The 19,619-nt window shown below is 65.3% G+C and carries 19 protein-coding genes and 1 tRNA gene; 9 read left to right on the top strand and 11 right to left on the bottom strand.

All coding sequences use genetic code 11. The annotated features are described in order from the left end of the window. Positions 1–18: 18 nt before the first annotated feature. Positions 19–864: a pantoate--beta-alanine ligase gene (gene panC / locus B3H47_RS06650; protein ID WP_286986549.1), complete on the top strand. Its 846-nt coding sequence runs from the start codon at positions 19–21 to the stop codon at positions 862–864. A 30-nt stretch (positions 865–894) separates the two neighbouring features. Here the strand turns inward: panC and B3H47_RS06645 are convergent, their stop codons facing one another. Beyond that, the gene (locus B3H47_RS06645) at positions 895–1,674 is read right to left on the bottom strand and encodes a class II aldolase/adducin family protein (RefSeq protein WP_286986548.1); all 780 of its coding nucleotides are present in this window, start codon (positions 1,672–1,674) and stop codon (positions 895–897) included. Between the two features lie 157 nt (positions 1,675–1,831). Here B3H47_RS06645 and nadB point away from each other — a divergent pair, with 157 nt between their 5' ends. The 4 genes from nadB (at position 1,832) to B3H47_RS06625 (ending at position 5,762) form a co-directional block, all read left to right on the top strand. Then, complete coding sequence (gene nadB, locus B3H47_RS06640; protein ID WP_286986547.1) at positions 1,832–3,397, top strand: L-aspartate oxidase; 1,566 nt, start codon at positions 1,832–1,834, stop codon at positions 3,395–3,397. Positions 3,398–3,403: 6 nt separating this feature from the next. Beyond that, a complete protein-coding gene (locus tag B3H47_RS06635; RefSeq protein ID WP_286986546.1) occupies positions 3,404–4,240 on the top strand; it encodes an inositol monophosphatase family protein in 837 nt (278 codons plus the stop codon). A 219-nt stretch (positions 4,241–4,459) separates the two neighbouring features. Next, complete coding sequence (locus B3H47_RS06630; protein WP_286986545.1) at positions 4,460–5,047, top strand: DUF4145 domain-containing protein; 588 nt, start codon at positions 4,460–4,462, stop codon at positions 5,045–5,047. Positions 5,048–5,078: 31 nt separating this feature from the next. Then, positions 5,079–5,762, top strand: a complete 684-nt coding sequence (locus B3H47_RS06625) for a hypothetical protein (protein ID WP_286986544.1) — start codon at positions 5,079–5,081, stop codon at positions 5,760–5,762. Between the two features lie 102 nt (positions 5,763–5,864). On the opposite strand, the gene B3H47_RS06620 is transcribed toward B3H47_RS06625, so the two are convergent. Genes B3H47_RS06620 through B3H47_RS06605 form a run of 4 tightly spaced genes read right to left on the bottom strand, consistent with a single transcriptional unit; the run spans position 5,865 to position 9,914 of the window. Further along, a complete protein-coding gene (locus B3H47_RS06620; RefSeq protein ID WP_286986543.1) occupies positions 5,865–6,698 on the bottom strand; it encodes a DUF4197 domain-containing protein in 834 nt (277 codons plus the stop codon). Between the two features lie 16 nt (positions 6,699–6,714). Next, entirely contained in the window at positions 6,715–8,550 is a 1,836-nt protein-coding gene (locus B3H47_RS06615; RefSeq protein WP_286986542.1) for a GspE/PulE family protein, read from the bottom strand. 37 nt (positions 8,551–8,587) lie between these two features. Next, complete coding sequence (locus tag B3H47_RS06610) at positions 8,588–9,373, bottom strand: spermidine synthase (protein ID WP_276708442.1); 786 nt, start codon at positions 9,371–9,373, stop codon at positions 8,588–8,590. 1 nt (position 9,374) lies between these two features. Then, positions 9,375–9,914, bottom strand: a complete 540-nt coding sequence (locus B3H47_RS06605; protein ID WP_286986541.1) for a DNA-deoxyinosine glycosylase — start codon at positions 9,912–9,914, stop codon at positions 9,375–9,377. A gap of 71 nt (positions 9,915–9,985) precedes the next feature. Here B3H47_RS06605 and B3H47_RS06600 point away from each other — a divergent pair. Together B3H47_RS06600 and trmB are read left to right on the top strand one after the other, a co-directional pair. Continuing rightward, a tRNA-Gly gene (locus B3H47_RS06600) sits at positions 9,986–10,059 on the top strand. Positions 10,060–10,093: 34 nt separating this feature from the next. Continuing rightward, positions 10,094–10,804 (top strand): tRNA (guanosine(46)-N7)-methyltransferase TrmB, encoded by a 711-nt coding sequence (gene trmB / locus B3H47_RS06595; protein ID WP_286986540.1) that lies wholly within the window; start codon positions 10,094–10,096, stop codon positions 10,802–10,804. Positions 10,805–10,930: 126 nt separating this feature from the next. Here trmB and B3H47_RS06590 read toward each other — a convergent pair whose 3' ends face one another. The 3 genes from B3H47_RS06590 to B3H47_RS06580 form a co-directional block, all read right to left on the bottom strand. Further along, complete coding sequence (locus tag B3H47_RS06590; RefSeq protein WP_286986539.1) at positions 10,931–11,779, bottom strand: undecaprenyl-diphosphate phosphatase; 849 nt, start codon at positions 11,777–11,779, stop codon at positions 10,931–10,933. A 55-nt stretch (positions 11,780–11,834) separates the two neighbouring features. Further along, positions 11,835–13,091 carry an NRAMP family divalent metal transporter gene (locus tag B3H47_RS06585; RefSeq protein WP_286986538.1) on the bottom strand — a complete coding sequence of 419 codons (1,257 nt, stop codon included), beginning with the start codon at positions 13,089–13,091 and terminating at the stop codon, positions 11,835–11,837. 121 nt (positions 13,092–13,212) lie between these two features. Beyond that, on the bottom strand, positions 13,213–14,493 hold the full coding sequence (locus B3H47_RS06580; RefSeq protein ID WP_286986537.1) for an Nramp family divalent metal transporter: 1,281 nt from the start codon (positions 14,491–14,493) through the stop codon (positions 13,213–13,215). A 200-nt stretch (positions 14,494–14,693) separates the two neighbouring features. Here B3H47_RS06580 and B3H47_RS06575 point away from each other — a divergent pair, with 200 nt between their 5' ends. Both B3H47_RS06575 and B3H47_RS06570 read left to right on the top strand, forming a co-directional pair. Further along, positions 14,694–15,344 carry a protein-L-isoaspartate O-methyltransferase family protein gene (locus B3H47_RS06575; RefSeq protein WP_013105242.1) on the top strand — a complete coding sequence of 217 codons (651 nt, stop codon included), beginning with the start codon at positions 14,694–14,696 and terminating at the stop codon, positions 15,342–15,344. Positions 15,345–15,529: 185 nt separating this feature from the next. Next, entirely contained in the window at positions 15,530–15,874 is a 345-nt protein-coding gene (locus B3H47_RS06570; RefSeq protein WP_013105241.1) for a rhodanese-like domain-containing protein, read from the top strand. Here the strand turns inward: B3H47_RS06570 and B3H47_RS06565 are convergent. The 3 genes from B3H47_RS06565 to B3H47_RS06555 are packed head-to-tail and all read right to left on the bottom strand — an operon-like array spanning position 15,868 to position 19,597. Then, the gene (locus B3H47_RS06565) at positions 15,868–17,175 is read right to left on the bottom strand and encodes a 3-deoxy-D-manno-octulosonic acid transferase (protein ID WP_286986535.1); all 1,308 of its coding nucleotides are present in this window, start codon (positions 17,173–17,175) and stop codon (positions 15,868–15,870) included. The two genes, B3H47_RS06570 and B3H47_RS06565, sit on opposite strands and share 7 nt — an antisense overlap. Beyond that, positions 17,172–18,224 (bottom strand): lipopolysaccharide heptosyltransferase I, encoded by a 1,053-nt coding sequence (gene waaC, locus B3H47_RS06560; protein ID WP_286986534.1) that lies wholly within the window; start codon positions 18,222–18,224, stop codon positions 17,172–17,174. Before waaC ends, B3H47_RS06565 begins: the two co-directional genes overlap by 4 nt. Beyond that, positions 18,221–19,597, bottom strand: coding sequence for a phosphomannomutase/phosphoglucomutase (locus B3H47_RS06555; protein ID WP_286986533.1), 1,377 nt, complete (start codon positions 19,595–19,597; stop codon positions 18,221–18,223). The genes waaC and B3H47_RS06555 overlap by 4 nt, the downstream gene beginning before the upstream one ends. Positions 19,598–19,619: the final 22 nt, after the last annotated feature.

The following is a 19,619-nucleotide window of genomic DNA, read 5'->3' as shown; positions in this document are numbered from 1 at the left end:
TTCCTCCCGCCCTTACCCATGCTGACCGTCCACACCGTCGCCGACCTGCGCGCCGCGCTCAAACCGCACCCCGATTGGACCCTGGTGCCCACCATGGGCAATCTCCACGCCGGGCATCTGGGGCTGATCGCCCGCGCGCGGCAGGAAAACGTCCCGGTGGTGGCAAGCATTTTCGTCAATCGCCTGCAGTTCGGGCCGAACGAAGACTTCGACCGCTACCCGCGCACCCTTCCGCACGACGCGGCGCTGCTGACCGACGCCGGCTGCGACCTGCTGTTCGCCCCTGACGAAGCCGAGATGTACCCGCAGCCGCAGACCTTTCGCGTGCTGCCCGATCCGGCCATCGCCGGCATTCTCGACGGCGCCGCCCGCCCTGGTCACTTCGAAGGCGTGGCCACCGTGGTGATGAAACTGTTCCACATGGTGCAGCCGCGCCATGCCGTGTTCGGCAAGAAGGACTATCAGCAGTTGCTTCTCATCCGTCGCATGGTCGAGCAGTTCGCCCTGCCCATCACCATCATCGGCCTCGACACGGTGCGTGCCGACGACGGACTGGCACTGTCTTCGCGCAACGGCTACCTCACGCCCGAAGAACGCGTGCAGGCGCCGCAACTCCAGGCCGCGCTGCGCGCCCTGGCCGAAGCCGCCCGCAGCGCGACCGGCCCCGAGCAGATTCACCTGCTCGAACAACAGGCCATGACCCGCCTCGACCATCTCGGCTGGGCGCCCGACTACCTCACCCTGCGCCGCCGCGCCGACCTACAGCCGCCTACCGCACAAGACCTGCACCGCGGCACGCCCTGCGTCGCGCTGGCCGCCGCCCGCCTGGGCCGTACCCGGCTGATCGACAACCTGGAGTGCTGAACGCCCCCCGGCAACCTTGAGACGGCGCCCTCAAGCCCGGTATCCGGGATCGGTGCGTTCGAGCTTGCGCAGCAGCGCAGGCCAGACAAAGGCGCCCCCCATGCCACCGGTCTGCACTCGCATGGCCTCTGCCACGCCGCTGAGAATGCGCGGATGCACCTGGCGCAGCCCTTCCGCCCCCTGCTGACCCGCCAGCGCGGCGATCTGGATCTGACAGGCGCTCTCCAGCACATACATGCCCAGAAAGGCATCGGCGATGCTCGCGCCCACGGTCAGCAGGCCGTGATTGCGCAGAATGAGGAAGTTGGCCTCCCCCAGGTCGTCCTGCAGACGCGGCTTTTCGTCGGAACGGAACGCCACGCCCTCATAGTCGTGATAGGCCACCGACGCCAGCACGAAAGTGCTCTGCTGACTGATGGGCAACACGCCGTGCTCCTGCGCGCTCACCGCCACACCGGCGCGGGTATGGGTATGCAGCACGCAGACCGCATCCGGCCGCGCCTCGTGCACCGCACTGTGGATGACAAAGCCCGCCGGATTGACGAGATAAGGGCTCTCGCTCAACTTGTTGCACTCGGCGTCCACCTTCACCAGACTCGACGCCGTGATCTCCTCGAACATCAGGCCATAGGGATTGATGAGAAATTGGTGGTCGCCACCGGTCAGCGAAAGCGGCAGCTTGGCGCTGATGTGAGTGAACACCAGATCGCTCCAGCCGTGCATGGCCACCAGCCGATAACAAGCCGCCAGATCGCAGCGCAGCGCCCATTCCTGCGGGTCCACCGCGTGTTCCAGGTTCGGTATGTTCATGTTTGTCTCCTTCGTTTTTACGGAAGCAGATTTTCGGCCCATTTGCGCGCCTTGTCAGCGAACAAGGCGCTGGCCGCGCGAACAAGGGACAATCACCTTTTCATCACCCCTTCACTGACGCCCCTCCTCCAAGCGCTGACCCACGCGTTGACCCACCATGCCCCAAAGTGATGTTCTGATCCTCGGCGCCGGTCTGGCCGGCCTGTCCACCGCACTGCATCTTGCCGAGCGCCTCAAGGTGACGGTGCTGGCCAAGCGCACGCTTGACGTCTCGTCCAGCCAATGGGCGCAGGGCGGCATTGCCGCGGTGCTGGCCGAGGGCGACAGCTTCGAGGAGCACGTGCACGACACCCTGGTGGCCGGAGCGATGCTGGGCGATCTGCCGGCCACGCGCTTTGTCATCGAGCACGGGCCCGACGCCATCGCCTGGCTGCGCGAACAGGGCGTGCCCTTCGACACCGAAGGCGACGCGCTGCACCTCACCCGCGAGGGCGGCCACAGCCAACGCCGCATCGCTCATGTGGTGGACGCCACGGGCGCGGCCATCCAGACCACCCTGCTCGCCCGCGCCAAGGCCCATCCCAACATCACCCTGCTGGAAAACCATGTCGCCGTCGATCTCATCACCGACCGTCATGTGGACGGCAAGGCCAGCCCGCGCTGCTGGGGCGCCTACGCCCTCGACACCGCCAGTGGCCGGGTCGAGACGTTCGCCGCAGCACACACCGTGCTGGCCACCGGCGGCGCCGGCAAGGTGTATCGCTACACCACCAACCCCGACACCGCCAGCGGCGACGGCCTGGCGATGGCCTGGCGCGCGGGCTGCCGCGTGGCGAATATGGAGTTCATCCAGTTCCACCCCACCTGCCTGTATCACCCCAAAGCCAAGAGCTTCCTCATCACCGAAGCGGTCCGCGGGGAAGGCGGTCATTTGCTCTTGCCCGACGGCACTCGCTTCATGCCCGCGCACGACCCGCGCGCCGAACTCGCCCCGCGCGACGTGGTGGCCCGCGCCATCGACTTCGAGATGAAAAAACGCGGCCTCGACTGCGTCTATCTCGACATCACCCACAAGGGCGAAGCCTTCATCCGCCAGCACTTCCCCACCATTCACGCCCGCCTGCTGGAGCTGGGCATCGACATGGCGCGCGAGCCCATACCCGTGGTGCCCGCGGTGCATTTCACCTGCGGCGGCGTGCTCACCGACCTGTCGGGCCGCACCGATCTGCCCGGCCTCTACGCCGCGGGCGAAGTGGCCTACACCGGCCTGCACGGCGCCAATCGCCTGGCGAGCAACTCCCTGCTGGAATGCGCGGTGTTCGGCAAGGCCGCCGCGCTCGCCATCCTGGAAGCCGCCCCCCCCGCCGTGCCCACGCCCCGCCGCTGGGACGAAAGCCGCGTGAGCGACGCCGACGAACTCGTGGTCATCAGCCACAACTGGGACGAGCTGCGTCGCCTGATGTGGAACTACGTTGGCATCGTGCGCACCGACAAGCGGCTGGAGCGCGCCGCGCACCGCATCGCCCTGCTGCAAGCCGAGGTGGACGAGTTCTACGCCAACTTCCGCGTCACCCGCGACCTGCTGGAGCTGCGCAACCTGCTGCAAGTCGCCGCTCTCATCGTGCGCTCGGCGCAGTTGCGGCACGAAAGCCGCGGCCTGCACTACAGCCTCGACTGGCCCCAGACCGCTGCGCCCGCCGCACCCACCATTCTCGTGCCCTGAATGCCCATGCCCACACCGCACGCCCTCCCCGATCTCGCCCTGGTCAGCGCCTTGCTGCGCAACGCCGCACGCGCCGAAATTCTGCCCCGCGCGCAGTCGCCCGACCCACGCCTGAAGGCCGACGGCACCTGGGTCACCGACGCCGATCTGGCGATGCAAACCCGTGTGCAGCACGAGCTCGCCGCCCTCTGGCCGCACATTCCCTTGCTGGGCGAAGAAATGACCGCCGAGGCGCAACAGCAACTCATGGCAAAAGAAGCCGCCTCGCCAGACGGCCCCGGCCTGTGGGTGCTCGACCCGCTTGACGGCACCAGCAACTTCTCCGCCGGCCTGCCGGTGTTCGGCCCCTCGCTGGCGTGGATACAGGGCGGCCGGGTTCGGCTGGGCGTCGTCGTCGATGTGATGCGCGACGAAGTCTTCAGCGCCGCCCTGAGCGCCGGCGCATTTCTCAACGGCCAGCCCTTGCGCGTACCCGCCACACAAGTGCCGCTATCCAAATCCATCGCCTGCATCGACTTCAAGCGGCTTTCAGCCCCGCTGGCCACGCAGTTGGCGATGCGCCCACCCTACAGCTCGCAACGCTCCATCGGCTCAGTAGCACTCGACTGGTGCTGGGTCGCCGCCGGTCGGTTCCACCTCTACCTGCACGGCAGCCAGGGCCTATGGGACTACGCCGCAGGCAGCCTCATTCTCAGCGAGGCCGGCGGCCATGGACAAACCTTGGCCGGCGAAGCCGTGTTCAACAACACCCTGGAAAAACGCTCGGCCGTCTGCGCAGGTGACGTCGGACTGTTCGCCCAATGGACTCACTGGCTGGCCGCAAACGACGCTTCGCCTCGTTGAACGTCCCCGAAATCCCATGCGACTCTTGCCATAATGCCCTGCAACGCGAGAAAAGCCATTGCCGGGTTTAGCCACATTTTATTCGTTTGAAAAACCTCGAAAAACCACGGCATGTCATTGATTTGATTGTTTTTTATGGCGATATTTGGTTTATCCGGCATGATCTGCGGGATACATTACGTTGTGTTTCAGAAGTCTCCCCTGCCAGAGGACTAACGAATGCAACGACTTAATTGGCAAAGCGCTGGCGCGGTTCCTTCGCGAAGCTATACATGTGGGTACTGTGGCGCATCGGTCGCATCGGAAAAGGGATGGCATGCGCAACTTGCCGGAGGCCAAACAGCCGCACACCTCTACATCTGTCACCAGTGCACACGTCCTTCCTTCGTCGACCACACGCTAGGGGGAAAGCAAACTCCTGGCGTAGTTTTTGGCGAAGCGGTCCAAGACATCCCCGACTCCGACACTGAAACTCTCTATAACGAAGCAAGGGCATGTACAGGCTCTGGTTGCTACACCACAGCAGTCCTATCTTGCCGAAAGCTATTGATGCATCTTGCAGTCTCGCTCGGTGCCAAAGCGGGGGAGCCATTCATTACCTACGTGCAGTTCTTGGCTGATAACCACTATGTTCCTCCCGGAGCCAAGGGCTGGGTCGATCACATTCGAAAAAAAGGTAACGAAGCAAATCACGAAATTACTCTGATGGCACAAGCCGACGCTGAGGAACTGCTGGCGTTCGTGCAAATGCTCTTGAAGGTCATCTACGAATTTCCGGCTTCAGTTCAGAAGAAGCTGGGGGTGTGAAACATAACTCCACGTAGATCCTCCACCCACGATGGGCGAACTCGCACAGCAGCATCAGGCAGACTTGGCACACCATGTGCGCCAGGCGCGCACATGGCTAGACCAAGCAAACCAGGGCACTCATACCGTCGCTCTCTCCTATGCGGCACTTGAACTCCGCTATGCCATCGAGCGTCTTGCAGTTCACTATTGGCGAATCTTGCTGAATCGCGCTTTAACGAACGAAGAGCTTGACCGTGTTGGCCAGTTCAAGTTCGTTGAGCATCAAATCTACGACCTGGCAGGTCATCAGCGTGAGATCGACGGACACTTTGAGTTCGGTCGAATTTACCTGGGTGCGCTGCAAATCGATGTCCCGATGCAAACCCCACAAATCAACGCCCTATCGCGACATTGGCACGATTGCAGTGAGGTCTGCCATATCGGCTGGACGTTGGCGTCTTCAGCTCAAGAACTCCAAGCTACCACCTTCGCAGGCCTCGTGGAAATCGCAGATCTCCTTTCAAGGCACGCGGCCAGCCTGAGCTGGCTGATGTTTCACGAACCTGCCTTACTGGCGCTGCGAGATCGCTTCATTGCGGGTCAAGCCGATGCCAACGACGTTGTCGAACATATGCGCAGTGGCGGCGTATGGGCCCGGGTCGAGTATCCGGATGGCCGGCCGCCACAGTTCATTGGTGTGCCAATTCCACCTGAGGGTAACCGACAGGCATGAACGCCTTCCTCGCTACTGCAGGAGGGCCTAACCCTTCGCGGAACACGGAACAAGTGGAATCAGGTCTAGCTCCGTGCACCCGAGCACTCACGCGCCCGATCTTCACCGCCCCAGCGCCGCGCCGAAGACTTTGCCCAGCAGCTTGCTCCCGGTGCCCACGGGGTCGGTGCGGATGGCTTTTTCCTGCTCGCCGATGGCTTGGTACAGGCGGTTGAGGGCCTCTTGGGTGACGTACTGCTGAATGCTGGCCTGATCGGCCTTGACGAGTCCGAACTGCGCGGCCTGCCCGGCGAAGCGGTTGTAGGTCTGGGCGAGGCCGACCTTGTCGGTGGCCTTGGCGACGATGGGCAGGAATTTTTGCGTCAGGGGTGCTTCGGTCTTGCGTTTGAAGTAATCGGTCGCGGCCTCGTCGCCCCCGGTGAGAATGCCCTTGGCGTCTTGCACTGACATGCTTTTCACTGCATCCACCAGCAAGGTTTTGGCTTCGGGCACGGCGGCTTCCGCGGCACGGTTGATGGCAAGGTCGAGCTGGTCGGCTTGTGCGCCCATGCCGGCCATGCGCATCAGGCCGCTGGCCTTCTCGATGGCGGGCGGAAGGGGAATGCGCCACTTGGCGTTGCCATAGAAGCCATTTTCGCGGCCCAGTTCTTTCACCGCGATCTCTGCGCCGCGCGACAGTGCGGTCTTCAGCCCCTGATCGACTTCGCCGTTGCTCAGCGCCGCCACCGCGGCATTCACCGCGCCCGAAGACGCCCCGCCGCTCTGCCCGGCCGAGTTCGGCTGCGCGGCGCGCTGCGCAGGCGCTTGCGCCGTGCCCAGCGCGCCGCTGAGCTGGTTGGTCAGGTTGCCGAGATCGAAGGCCATGGCGGGTAGTGGCGCGGCAAGCGCCAGCACGGCGGCAAGGGCAACGGGCAAGGCAAGGGGACGTGTTTTCATCGTGCTCTCCGGGGGGTCAGCGTTGTGGATCGGGGGTGGCGCGCAGCACTTCGTCGAGGGTGGTGAGGCCTTCGGCCACCTTGATGGCGCCAGCCAGGCGCAGCGGCTTCATGCCGTCTTTGATGGCCTGCGCGCGCAGCGGCCCGAGTTCCGGGCTGCGCACCAGCAGCGCCCGCAGCGCCTCGCTGCAACTTAGCAGCTCATACAGGCCGATGCGGCCGAGATAGCCGGTGTTGCGGCATTCCACGCAGCCCACGGGTTTGTAGGGGCGCACCTCAGATTGCGTTTTCCACGGCGCCACGGCCGCGCGAAAGGCCTCTTGGTCGAAGCCGTCGTCGGGCTGCTTGCAATGCGGGCATAGCGTGCGCACCAGGCGCTGCGCGAGCACGCCGAGCAAGGTGGCACTAGCGAGGTAGGACGGCACGCCGAGTTCGAGCAGGCGGGTGATGCTCGACGGCGCGTCGTTGGTGTGCAGGGTGGACAGCACCAGATGCCCGGTGAGCGCCGCCTGCACGGCCATGTCGGCAGTCTCGCGGTCGCGGATTTCGCCGACCATGATGATGTCGGGATCTTGCCGCATCAAGGCGCGCAGGCCTTCGGCAAAGCTGAGGTCGATGGCGGGCTGCACCTGCATCTGGTTGAACGCGGGTTCGACCATCTCGATCGGGTCTTCCACGGTGCAGACGTTCACCTCCTCGGTGGCTAGGCGCTTGAGGGTGGAATACAGCGTGGTGGTCTTGCCGCTGCCCGTGGGCCCGGTGACGAGGATGACGCCGTTGGGCTGATGGGTCAGGCGCTGCCAGTCGCGCGCTTCGTGCGCCGGAAAGCCGAGGGCGGGCATATCGCGCACGACCACGTCGGGATCGAAGATGCGCATCACGAGTTTTTCGCCAAACGCAGTGGGCATGGTGGCCAGGCGCAGCTCCACCTCGTCGCCCGAAGGCCGACGGGTCTTGATGCGGCCATCTTGCGGACGGCGCTTTTCGACCACGTCCATGCGGCCGAGCAGCTTGACCCGGCTGGTCATCGCGCCCATCACCGAACCGGGCACCTGATAAACCGTGTGCAGCACGCCGTCGATGCGAAAACGGATCACCCCCATGTCGCGCCGCGGCTCGAGGTGAATGTCGGAGGCGCGCTGCTCGAAGGCGTATTGCCACAGCCAGTCGACCACCTGCACCACGCCGGCGTCGTTGGCGTCGAGCGCCTTGCCGCTGCGGCCCAGTTCCACCAACTGCTCGAACTGGTTGACCCCGCCGGTGCTGCCGTTTTTCTGCGCATGTTTGACCGAGCGCGCGAGGTTGAAAAACTCCACCGTGTAGCGGGTGATGTCGGCCGGGCTGGAGACCTGCAGTTCGATGGGGCGGCGCAGCATGCGCTCCATCTCGGGCACCCAGCCGCGGTCGAACGGCTCGCAGGTGGCGATGGTGACCGCCTCGGTGGAGGCCGCCACGGGCAGAATGCGGTGGCGCTCGGCGTAGCTGGTGGACATGAGATCGCCGATCTTGCTGATCTCGACCTTCAGCGGATCGACGCGCAAATAGGGCAGATTGGCACGCTGCGCCAGCCATTCGGTCAGCACATCCAGATCGAGCGTGCGGCCGTCGTTCAGACGCTTGAGCCCGGCCAGCGCCACGCGCTGCAGCGCATGCAGCTTGCCGCTGGCGTGGGCGCAGCGCTCCCAGCCGTAGCGGCCAGCAGCCGCGTCAATCAGGCCGTCAGCCTCCAGCCACTGCAGCAGTTCGCGCCAATCGAGTCGGCCCTGCGCCGTAGGTGGCGCACCCGGCGCAGATCGCGCCTTGGGCGGGGCGGAAGGGTCGGCCGAGCGAGTGGGGGGGCGGGAAACGTCCATAAAAACCAAGTGTAGGACAGCCCCTTGTGACGCCGTGTTAACGCGCCGGATGCAGGCGCTTGAGCAAGCGCGCCCAGCGCCGCGCCGGCAGGCCGCCGGTGCGCTGCGCCACGGCATCGGCGCGCTCCAGCAGTTGCGCGCGCGTCGGCAGCGGGCTCTGCGTGGCGTCGCGCAGGGCGATGGCGATGAGGTTACCGTCGCGGTTGGGCGGTAGCTGCCACACGCTGTCGCCCGGCTGGTTGAACGCCGCGACGATGCGCTGCAGATTGCGCTCCAGCACGCGCACATGACCCGGCCCGCTGAACAGATTGACCACCATCACCCCCTGCTCGCCCAGCAGTTGGCGGCATGCGGCGTAAAACTCGGCAGACTCCAGCGCGGGGGCCGCGGCTTGCTCGTCGTACATATCCACATGCAACACCGCCGCACTGCCCGCATAGGCGGGGTCGGCCGCATACGCGCCGGCATCCGCGCACAGCACTTGCAACTTGCCGCCAGGCTCTGGCAGCGCAAACCAGCGATGCGCGGCCAGAATGACGCCCGGGTTCAGCTCCACCGCCACGCAGGGCAGCCGCAAGCGCTTGAGCATGAATTTGGTGATCGCCGCGGCGCCCAGGCCCAACTGCACCGCCGTGCCGCCGCGCCAGGCTTTGTCGGGCAACAGCAGCATCCAGGCCATCATGCGCTGCACATACTCCAGTTCGAGATCGTTGGGACGGGCGATGCGCATGCTGCCCTGGATCCAGGGCGTGCCCAGATGCAAATGGCGCACGCCGTCTTCTTCGGAAAGGGTGGGTTGGGGCAAGGTGGGTTTACGGGCCATATCAAATGAGTTTTGCAGCGATGAATGCCTCGCGCCAGGCGGCACGCTTGCGCTCCAGACTCCAGCTCGCATTCGCCGGGCTGGTGGAGGGCAGACGGCGCACCTCGGGGCCGAGGCTGCGGGTGATGCGCATAGCGCGGGCCGATTCGCCCCCGTTGTGCGCGATGAGTTGCAGCGAAGGCAGACGCGCCACGAGGGCGGGCAGATCATTGGGCAGCGCATCCGCAATGGCACTGTCCAGACTGCCCTCGCGGCGACAGTGGGCGTACACGTCCCAGATGCCCAGCCCGCGCTCGCAGACCGCCTCGATGCGCTGCGCGTAGGGCCGCTGCATCAGTTCCAGCCCGAACAAATCGCCCACGATGGGCCAGAACTGATTGCGCGGATGTGCGTAATACTGCTGCGCCTGCAACGAGGCGACGCTCGGGAAGCTGCCCAGCACCAGCAGGCAGCAATCGCCCCGCACCGCGGGCGCCAGCCCCCGCAGCATCGGCGCGGAAGGCGCAACAGGAGCAAGGGCGGAAGCGGACGAACGAGCCATGCCGTCATTGTCGCCGCTGCCGCCATGGCCGCGGCCAAGCACCTGCCTATAATCGCCTGCTTTGTCGCACTGCGGGTGTAGTTCAATGGCAGAACGGCAGCTTCCCAAGCTGCATACGAGGGTTCGATTCCCTTCACCCGCTCCAAAACATCTCCGGCCTGAGCCGGATTTTTTTCGCCATGACGGCTGACCCAAACCCCGCAACAGACGACGCCGACACGCTCCGGCAACGCGGCATCCGCAGCTTTGTGCTGCGCGCCGGGCGTACCACCGAGGCGCAGACGCGCGCACTGGCGGAACTGGGGCCGCGCTGGATCGTGCCTTATGCCGACGCCGTCACCGATTGGTCCGCCGTATTCGGCCGCGCCGCGCCGCGGGTGCTCGAAATCGGCTTCGGCATGGGCGACGCCACGGCGCAGATCGCCTCAGCAAAGCCCGAGACCGATTTCATCGGCGTGGAAGTGCACCCGCCCGGCGTGGGCGCGCTGCTGCAGCGCATCGACGCCGCCAAGCTCAGCAATCTGCGCATCGTGCAGCATGACGCGGTGCAGGTGCTGCGGCACATGATCGCGCCGCACAGCCTTGACGGACTGCACATCTACTTTCCCGATCCGTGGCCGAAGAAGCGGCATCACAAGCGGCGCCTGATCCAGCCGGAATTCGTGCGGCTGGCCATCAGCCGTCTGCGCCCGGGCGGCTATTTGCACTGCGCCACCGACTGGCAGCCCTACGCCGAGCACATGCTGGAGGTGTTGCGCGCCGAGCCGGGACTAGTCAACACGGCCGCCGATTACGCCCCGCGCCCGGACTGGCGCCCGGTGAGCAAATTCGAGCGCCGCGGCCTCAATCTAGGCCACGGCGTCTGGGATCTGGTGTTCACCGCGCAGTGAACCCGCCGGACTTCCTATACGCTGCGCGATATCCGGTAGTGACTGAGAACCCCGCCGGGCCGCCCCAAGGGGTTCTCGCCCCCTGGGGGGAGAGCCGAGCGCAGCGAGGCTATCGGGGGGGACCACTCACCCCGACCAGTTCACCCAGCCGCCCCAGGCGGTGACCAGCACCAGCGCGCCGAATACCACCCGGTACCAGGCGAAGGGCACGAAGCTGTGCCCGCCCACATAGCGCAGCAACCAGCGCACCACCATCAGCGCCGAGACAAATGCCACCGCCATGCCGAGGCCGAAGGTGGGCACATCGCTCAGGCTGAGCAGAGCGCGATTTTTGTAAAGCTCGTACACCGTGGCGGCCAGCAGAGTGGGAATGGCGAGGAAAAAGGAGAACTCGGTGGCGGCCGCGCGGCTGAGGCCGAACAACATGCCGCCAATAATCGAAGCACCCGAGCGGCTGGTGCCGGGAATGAGCGCAAACGCCTGCGCGATGCCGACCTTCAGCGCGTCAACCGCGCTCATGTCGTCAACATGGTGGATGCGCACATGCTGCGCCGACCGCTTCTGCCAGGCTTCAGCCCAGAAGATCACCAAGGCGCCAACGATAAAAGCCAGCGCCACCGGCACGGGTGCGAACAGCCAGCGTTTGATAGCGCTGGCAAACAGCAAACCCAGAATGGCCGCCGGAATGAAGCCGATGAGCACATTGATGGCAAAGCGCCAGGCGGTGTTGCGCCGCGCGGGTTCGTCGGCGGCCAGTCCGGTGAGTACTTCGCCGATGCGCATGCGGTAATGCCACATCACCGCCAGAATGGCGCCGCTTTGAATCGCGATTTCAAACACCTTGGCCTTGTCGCTCACCCAGCCCAGCAAGCTGGCGGCGAGAATGAGGTGGCCGGTGGAAGAAATCGGCAGAAATTCGGTGATGCCCTCGACCAAGCCGAGAATCACCACCACGATGGCGGAATGCGCGTCCATGCTGACCCTTGTGACAAAAGGTTGCGATTATGCGCAAACTTTGCGTCAAAAGGGCTCACACCAGGCTGCTCAGCCCCCCGTACACCCCTAAACCAGCGGTCAGCACCACCACGGCGACGACCACCCAGAAGTACGCGCCGCGCAGGCGATGTTCCGGGGGCAACGCCTTGGTGGCCAGCGCCACCAGAAACCCCAGCACCAGCGGCAGCATCAAGGCGTTCATCACTTCCACCCCGATGGACAGGGCGACCAGATCGGGCACGAAGGCCACCACTAGCGCCCCGCCAATCACCCCCGCGCTGAACACGGTGTAGAACCACGGCGCCTGTGCCGGATGCAGTTCCAGCGAGTGCTTGTAGCCGGTGACTTCGCCAAACCCCCAGGCCGCCGCCAGCGCCACCACGATGGCAGCCACCATGGCTGCGCCCAGAATGCCCAGGCCAAAGACGGTGCGCCCCAGCGTCTCGCCCAGCGTCGGGGTGAGCGCCTGCGCTATTTGCCCCACGGTGTTGAGCGGCGCGGTGCTGTGCCCGCTCCAAAGCACCGCAGCGGTCACCATCAGCACCGCCGCCATGATGAGCTGGGTGAGCGCAGCGCCCACCGCCGTGTCCCAGCGGGCGGCGGTGTATTGCTCCGGCTTGAGCCCTTTGTCGGCCACGGCGGACTGTTGATAGAACACCATCCACGGCATGATGACCGCGCCAATATTGGCCGCCACCAAATACCAGTACGCCGGATGCTGCACCGGCACATGGCCCAGCCCCTGCAACACCTGTGCGCCATCGATGGGGGCGCGAAACGCCACCCAGACGAACACCAGTTCGAACAACCCGAGCGCGATAGCAATGCGCTCCACCCGGCGGTAAGACCCCGTCCACACCACCGCCAGCAGAAAGAACGCCGCCAGACCGAGGCTCCAGCCGCGCGGCACGCCGAACAGCGCCCCGACCCCGGCCACCCCCGAAAATTCGGTGATGATGGCCCCGACCGAAGCCACCGCCAGGCCCGCCACCGATACCCAGGCCCAGCGCGCACCGAAGGTTTCGCGAATCAGCTCGCCATGCCCCTTGCCGGTGAAAATGCCCAGCCGCACGGTGAGCTCTTGCACCACATACAGAATGGGGATGAGCACCAGCTGCAAGCTGAGCAACTGGTAGCCCCATTGCGCCCCGCTTTGCGCCGCGGTAATCACGCTGCCGACATCGGTATCGGCCAGCATGACCACCAGCCCCGGGCCGAGCACGGCCAGAAAAATGGCCAGTCGGGACAGCGCCCGCGGGCCGGGCTGTGGCAGGGTGGAACTTGCGGTCATGGCATTTGCCTCTCATCTGCCCACGCTGGCGCGTAGGCTTATGCAGCAAATGCTATTCACTTTTATTTGTAATTCAATCGCATTTACTCCTGCTCACACTTCTTTCGTTCTTCGCCAACCATCAAATCAGCTTGCACAGCAATAGCGCATTCAGTGCGATGATCAGCGCCGTCACCGCCCAGCCAACCCAGCGCACCGTCGGCCGATTGACCAATTCGCCCATCAAGCCCCGGTTGGAGGTGAACAGCAGCAAGGGCACGAGTGCGAAGGGAATGCCGAACGACAGCACCACCTGCGAAAACACCAGCGTGCGCGTCGGGTCGATGCCCAACATCACCACCCCGACAGCCGGCAAGCTGGTGACCAGACGGCGCACCCACAGCGGCACGGTGAAACCCACCAGCCCCTGCATCACCACCTGCCCCGCCATCGTACCCACCACACTGCTCGAAATGCCGCTGGCCAGCAGCGCCAAGGCGAACACCGTGGCCGCGCCTACGCCGAGAATGGGCGTGAGGGTGCGATAGGCCTCGCTCAGATCATTCGCCGCGAGGCCCTGCTGATGAAAGGTGGCAGCAGCCACCGCCAGCATGGCCATATTGATCAGACCGGCCAGCCCCATCGCCAGCATCACGTCCTTCCAGGCGAAGCGCATCAGCAGCGCCCGCCGCTGGACCGGCACCTGAATGCGCCGCTGCGTCAGGCTGGAATGCAGATAGATGACGTGCGGCATGACGGTCGCCCCCAGAATGCCCACAGCCAGATACACCGCATCGGAGCTGCCGCCGAAACTCGGCCTTAGCGTGCCTTGGAGGATGGGCAGCAAGGCCGGATGGCTCAGCGCCAGTTGCAGGCCGTAGCCCAGCGCAATCACTCCCACCAGCGCGGCCACCACCAGTTCTAGCGGACGAAAGCCCTTGCGCTCCAGCGTCAGAATGCTCATGACGATGACAAACGCCGCCAGCACCGACGCCCCCATGGGCAGGCCGAACAGCAAATGCAGCGCCAGCGCCGCGCCGAGAAACTCCGCCAGATCGGTCATCATCGCCACGATCTCGGCTTGCACCCAGTAAAACCACACCAGCTTGCGCGGGAAACGCTCGCGGATGAGTTCGGGCAAATTGCGTCCGGTGGCGATGCCCAGCTTGGCCGACAGCCCCTGCACCAGTATCGCCGTCAGATTGGCCCACAGCACCACCCACAGCAGGGTGTAGCCATGCTGCGCACCCGCCTGAATGTTGGTGGCGAAGTTGCCCGGATCGACATACGCCACCGAGGCCACCACCGCCGGGCCAATAAAAGGCAAGATTCGCCGCAGCCCCTGCACGCCTTTTGGGTCGCCGCTCAGGGCGATATGCGCGGCCTGAGCGGTGCGCTGATCGAATGTGGAGGCATACGACATGACCTTCTCCATGCTGAACGTCTTGTCGATAATTTATGCTAATTACGATAACTTTCTAATTGGATTTGAATATGGCAGTCTTAGCGCGGAACAATGCGGCAACCGGCGCGAAATTTGCTCTTCGGCAGACACCGCACCGCCCGCCGGTTTTGCATCACAAATTAAACTGTGGGACTTTCACCCTGCGTTGCGGAGAACCCATGAGCATCGAGCAAGCCCGTTTCAACATGATCGAGCAGCAGATCCGTCCCTGGAATGTGCTGGACGCCGGCATCCTCGAACTGCTGGGCAGCGTGCGCCGCGAAGACTTCGTGCCCGCGGCCTATCGCGGTCTGGCCTTCATGGACACCGAAATTCCCCTGCCCTGCGGCCAGAACATGCTCGCCCCCAAGGTAGAGGCGCGCATCCTGCAAGAACTCGCGGTGCGCAAGGATGAATGGGTGCTCGAAATCGGCGCGGGCAGCGGCTTCATGGCCGCCCTGCTCGGTCACCGCGCCGCTGCGGTGCAGACCCTGGAAATTCATGAAGAACTGGTGACCATGGCGCGCGCCAACCTGCAGCGCGCCGGCATGAACAACGTCACCGTCGAGCAGGCCGATGGCGCGCACTACGCCAAAAGCGCCGAATTCGATGTGATCGTGCTCTCCGGCTCGGTCGCGCAAATTCCGCAAGACCTGCTGCAACGCCTCAAACCGGGCGGGCGGCTGGCGGCCATCGTCGGCGACGAACCCGTGATGCGCGCGCAGATCGTCACCCGCGCCACCGCCACCGACTTCCGCACCCGCGATCTGTTCGATACCGTGGCCACGCGGCTGGAGCATTTCCCCGAGCCCTCGCGCTTCCAATTCTGAACAGAGAGGGTGTGAATGACTCCGCCATGCCCGCTCATCGCGCCCAAAGCGTCCCACTCGGTGTTGCAAATGCGCGCCGTGCCGACGGGCACGGCTGTGCTTTGTGCCTTGATTGGAACCCTCTGGGTGCGCTGCTCTGTCACGCCGGACTCATTCACACCCTCTGACAAAACAAGGACTCCCTGATGATCAAGCAACTCAGCGTGCGCGAACTGGCCGACAAGATCGAAGCCGCCACCGCCCCCATCACCGACTGGCAATTCCTCGACGTGCGCGAGCCCTGGGAATTTCAAATGGCGGCGATCAAGCATCCGCACTGCCCCGTCACTCACATCCCCATGAGCATCGTACCCCTGCGGCAAAACGAGCTCGATCAGAGCAAGCCGCTGGTCGTCATCTGCCGCAGCGGCAACCGCAGCATGATGATCGCCCGCTTTCTGGAGCAAAACGGCTTCGGCGAGTTGTACAACCTCAACGGCGGCATGACCGCCTGGTCGCGCGAAATCGACCCCTCGGTGCCAATTTACTGATCCGCTTGCGGGCGCTGCGAAAGTGCCTTCCCCGCGTTCTCCACAATCCAATCCGCCTGACGCTGCGCCGCGCCCTGATGCGCCGTGGCGAAGGCGCGGGCGCTCTGGCTCGCCTGTTGCCGCAAAGGCGGGTCGTCGAGCCAACGCGCAAAAGCCGCCCACACCTGCGCCGCATCCGCCGCCTGCACTGCGGCCCCGCCGTCGATCGCTGCCTGAGCCGCTGCAGCGAAGTTGAACTGCGACGGCCCCAGCACCACGGGGCAGCCGCAAGCGCAGGCTTCGATCAGGTTCTGCCCGCCTAAAGGCAGCAGGCTGCCGCCGATGAACGCCGCATCGGCCATGGCGTAGTAAGCCGCCATCTCGCCCAGGGAGTCGCCCAACCATACGGCAGTCTCGGCCGTCGGCCCCCCCATGCTGCGGCGCTGCATGGCGTGGCCTTGACCCGCGAGAAGTTGCGCGACCGCATCGAAGCGCTGCGGATGGCGCGGCACCCAAACCAGTAGTGCCCGCTGCGCCAGCGCCAAAGGCAGCGTGGCCAGCAGCAACGCCTCCTCGCTCTGCCCACCCTGCTCGCGGGTGGACGCCAGCAGCAACACCGGGCGCGCAGCAGCCGCCTTCCACTGCTCACCGAGTTGCAGCAGCGCGGGGTCGGGTCGCATGTCGAACTTCAGATTACCCAGACTCGTCGCCTGCGCCGCTCCCAGCGCCTGAATGCGCCGTGCATCTTCAGGTGTTTGCGCCGCAGCGAACAAGCCGCCCCAGGCCACGCGCGCCAAAGACGGCCAGCGTTGCCAGCGGCTCGCACTGCGCGCGCTCAGCCGCGCATTGGCCAGCAGCACCGGCACCCCGGCTGCGCGACATTGCTCGGCCAGATTCGGCCACACCTCGGTTTCCATCAGCACCGCCGCACACGGCTGAAACCGGCGCAGAAAACGCCGCATCGGCCCCGGCAAGTCATACGGCAGCCAGACCTGCACATCGCCGGGCTGCAGCAGCTCCACCCCGGCGGCGCGGCCAGTGGCGGTCATATGCGTCAGCAAAAGCCGCATCTGCGGCAACTTCTCGCGCAGCGCCTCGATCAACGGCGCAGCGGCGCGGGTTTCGCCCAGAGACACCGCATGCACCCAGACCCGCGGCCCCGTAGTCGTCGCAGAAGCCGACTTGCTGCTGAACCACCCCAGCCGCTCTGCCCAATGCCGCCGATACAGCGGCTCGGCGCGGCCGCGCCACCATAGCCGCAGCAAGGCAAAGGGCAAAACCAGCCGCCAGAGTAGGCCATAAACCCGCAAGGTCAGTTTCATGCCGGGGAGCGGCGATTCGCAGCCGCTGCCAGCACGTCCCGCGTGGCATTCAGCACCTCGGCCACAGCAGGCTGCTGGCCGGTGCCACCCAGACTGCGCCAGGGCCCCGCCGACTCGAAATCCACACTGTGCGGCGACGAGCCGGTGTAGAGGACCACCGCGGGCGTGCCCACTGCGGCAGCGAGATAGAGCAGACCGGTATCGACCCCAACCACCACGCTGGCCGCACGCAATACCCGCATCCATTCGGCCAGGCCGAAGGCAGCGGGGGCAACGCAAGCGCGTGTCATCGTGACGTCCGACGCTGCGGCATTCACCGCCTCGGCCAGACGCTCAGCGCGGGCACGCTCGGCTGCATTGCCCCAGGCGAACACCCCGATCCGACCTTGCGCTGCAAGCGCTTGACCAAGAGCGACCCAGCGCGCTTCCTCCCACAGCTTGCGGTCTTTGGCGGTGGCGCTCAGCAGCAAGGCATAGGGTGCATCGCCAGCCAGCCATGCGGGGCGCTCGGCCTGCAGGCTCAGACCATATTGCGGCTTGCCCTGCGGGGCATAGCGCAAGGCCCAGGCGACCAGCGCCCGGTAGCGCGGCACGGCAGCTTCAGTGCGATGCAAGTCGGTCTTCTGACGATGGCCGTAGAACAAGGGCGCGAGCGCCTCGCGTGCGTTGCCCCACGACAGGCCATAGAGCGGCCCGCGCGCCAGCCGGGCAATGAGGGCGCTTTTCACCAGCCCTTGCAAATCGATCACGGCGTCATAGGTCTCGGCGCGCAAACCAGCCTTCCACTCCCGCCATTCCTGCCGGGTTTCTACACGCCAGAACTGCTTGCGCCAGCGCCGCAGCGCCAGCGGTATCACTCGCCTGACCCCGGGATGGGCGCGCACGATGTCGGCGTAGGCCTCCTCGACCAGCCAGTCGATTCTCGCCCCCGGATGCGCGGCGAGGATGTCGTGCACCACCGGCAGCGCGTGCACCACGTCGCCCATCGAGCTGGTCTTGACGATCAGCACGCGCAAGGGCGGTGTGGACGGATTCAATACCGTGGTCAAAATGGCAGTTTCAACGAAGCATCGAGCGCCAGCAACGCGGCGCGAAACTCGGCCTGCACCCGCGCCAGCGCCGCTGCATCGGCGCCCTCGAATCGCAGCACCACGCAGGGCGTGGTGTTGGAGGGCCGCGCCAGGCCGAAGCCATCGGCGTAGTCGGCACGCACGCCGTCGATGGTGGAAATATTCAAAGCGCCGGGAAAGCGGCCTTCGCGCTGCAAACGCTCGCACAGCGTGAAGTTGGCGCCCTCTGCGGTCTCCAGCTTCAGCTCCGGGGTGGAGACGGAATCGGGCAAGGCTTCGAGCACGCCCCCCGCATTCTCGGCCCGAGAAAGAATTTCCAGCAGCCGCGCCGCGCCATACTGCGCGTCGTCGAAGCCGTACCAGCGATCCTTGAAAAAGATGTGGCCGCTCATCTCGCCAGCCAGCGGCGCGTCGATTTCTTTCATCTTGGCCTTGACCAGCGAATGCCCGGTGCGTCCCATCACCGGCTCGCCGCCGTGACGCCGCACCCAGGCGGGCAGCTGCGCGGTGCATTTCACGTCGAACAGAATGGGCGCGCCGGGATGGCACTCCAGCACATCGGCGGCGTAGAGCATGAGCTGGCGATCGGGCCAGATGACGGCCCCGCTGGGCGTGACCACGCCGAGACGGTCGCCGTCGCCATCGAAAGCCAGACCGAGCTCGGCGCCGGTTTCGCGCACGGTGCGGATGAGATCTTCGAGGTTGTGCGGATCGGCGGGATCGGGATGATGGTTGGGAAAGGTGCCATCGACTTCGCAGAACAACTCCACCACTTCGCAGCCCAGGCTGCGCAGCAAGCGCGGCGCAAAAGCGCCGGACACGCCGTTGCCGCAATCGACCACCACTTTCATCGGCCGCGCCAGTTTGATGTCGCCTTCGATGCGGCCCAGATAGTCCTCGACGATGGAGGCCTGCCGCGCGCTGCCCTGTCCTTGTGCGAAGGCTTCGCTGCGGGTCAGCGCCAGCAATTCCTGAATCTGCTCGCCGAACAGGGCATTGCCGCCGAGCACCATTTTCAGGCCGTTGTACTCGGGCGGATTGTGGCTGCCAGTGATCTGAATGCCGCTGACCACCGGCGTGGTGGCGCAGGCGTAGTACAGCATGGGCGTGGCGTTCATGCCCAGATCAATCACGTCCACGCCCCCGGCGCGCAAGCCGTCGCTGAGCGCCTGCGCCAGCGCCGGGCCGGACAGACGCCCGTCGCGGCTGATATTCACCGCCGTCTCGCCATTGCGGCGGGCCAGCGTGGCGAAGGCTTGGCCGATCGCGCGGCAGGCGTCTTCGGTCAGCGTTTTGCCAACGATGCCGCGAATGTCGTAGGCCTTGAAAATCGTGGGATCGAGCTGCGCCATGCGGGGCTCCGGTGGGATGGAT

The sequence above is a fragment of the Thiomonas sp. UBA7699 genome (genome assembly GCF_002482605.1).
Taxonomy (GTDB): Bacteria; Pseudomonadota; Gammaproteobacteria; order Burkholderiales; family Burkholderiaceae_C; genus Thiomonas; species Thiomonas arsenitoxydans.
This window is presented reverse-complemented; position numbering and strand designations above follow the sequence as displayed.

Excerpts from the sequence above, each read along its gene's own strand:
- panC (WP_286986549.1), top strand. The coding sequence starts at position 19 with ATGCTGACCGTCCACACCGTCGCCGACCTGCGCGCCGCGCTCAAACCG.
- B3H47_RS06645 (WP_286986548.1), bottom strand. The coding sequence starts at position 1,674 with ATGAACATACCGAACCTGGAACACGCGGTGGACCCGCAGGAATGGGCG.
- nadB (WP_286986547.1), top strand. The coding sequence starts at position 1,832 with ATGCCCCAAAGTGATGTTCTGATCCTCGGCGCCGGTCTGGCCGGCCTG.
- B3H47_RS06635 (WP_286986546.1), top strand. The coding sequence starts at position 3,404 with ATGCCCACACCGCACGCCCTCCCCGATCTCGCCCTGGTCAGCGCCTTG.
- B3H47_RS06630 (WP_286986545.1), top strand. The coding sequence starts at position 4,460 with ATGCAACGACTTAATTGGCAAAGCGCTGGCGCGGTTCCTTCGCGAAGC.
- B3H47_RS06625 (WP_286986544.1), top strand. The coding sequence starts at position 5,079 with ATGGGCGAACTCGCACAGCAGCATCAGGCAGACTTGGCACACCATGTG.
- B3H47_RS06620 (WP_286986543.1), bottom strand. The coding sequence starts at position 6,698 with ATGAAAACACGTCCCCTTGCCTTGCCCGTTGCCCTTGCCGCCGTGCTG.
- B3H47_RS06615 (WP_286986542.1), bottom strand. The coding sequence starts at position 8,550 with ATGGACGTTTCCCGCCCCCCCACTCGCTCGGCCGACCCTTCCGCCCCG.
- B3H47_RS06610 (WP_276708442.1), bottom strand. The coding sequence starts at position 9,373 with ATGGCCCGTAAACCCACCTTGCCCCAACCCACCCTTTCCGAAGAAGAC.
- B3H47_RS06605 (WP_286986541.1), bottom strand. The coding sequence starts at position 9,914 with ATGGCTCGTTCGTCCGCTTCCGCCCTTGCTCCTGTTGCGCCTTCCGCG.
- trmB (WP_286986540.1), top strand. The coding sequence starts at position 10,094 with ATGACGGCTGACCCAAACCCCGCAACAGACGACGCCGACACGCTCCGG.
- B3H47_RS06590 (WP_286986539.1), bottom strand. The coding sequence starts at position 11,779 with ATGGACGCGCATTCCGCCATCGTGGTGGTGATTCTCGGCTTGGTCGAG.
- B3H47_RS06585 (WP_286986538.1), bottom strand. The coding sequence starts at position 13,091 with ATGACCGCAAGTTCCACCCTGCCACAGCCCGGCCCGCGGGCGCTGTCC.
- B3H47_RS06580 (WP_286986537.1), bottom strand. The coding sequence starts at position 14,493 with ATGTCGTATGCCTCCACATTCGATCAGCGCACCGCTCAGGCCGCGCAT.
- B3H47_RS06575 (WP_013105242.1), top strand. The coding sequence starts at position 14,694 with ATGAGCATCGAGCAAGCCCGTTTCAACATGATCGAGCAGCAGATCCGT.
- B3H47_RS06570 (WP_013105241.1), top strand. The coding sequence starts at position 15,530 with ATGATCAAGCAACTCAGCGTGCGCGAACTGGCCGACAAGATCGAAGCC.
- B3H47_RS06565 (WP_286986535.1), bottom strand. The coding sequence starts at position 17,175 with ATGAAACTGACCTTGCGGGTTTATGGCCTACTCTGGCGGCTGGTTTTG.
- B3H47_RS06555 (WP_286986533.1), bottom strand. The coding sequence starts at position 19,597 with ATGGCGCAGCTCGATCCCACGATTTTCAAGGCCTACGACATTCGCGGC.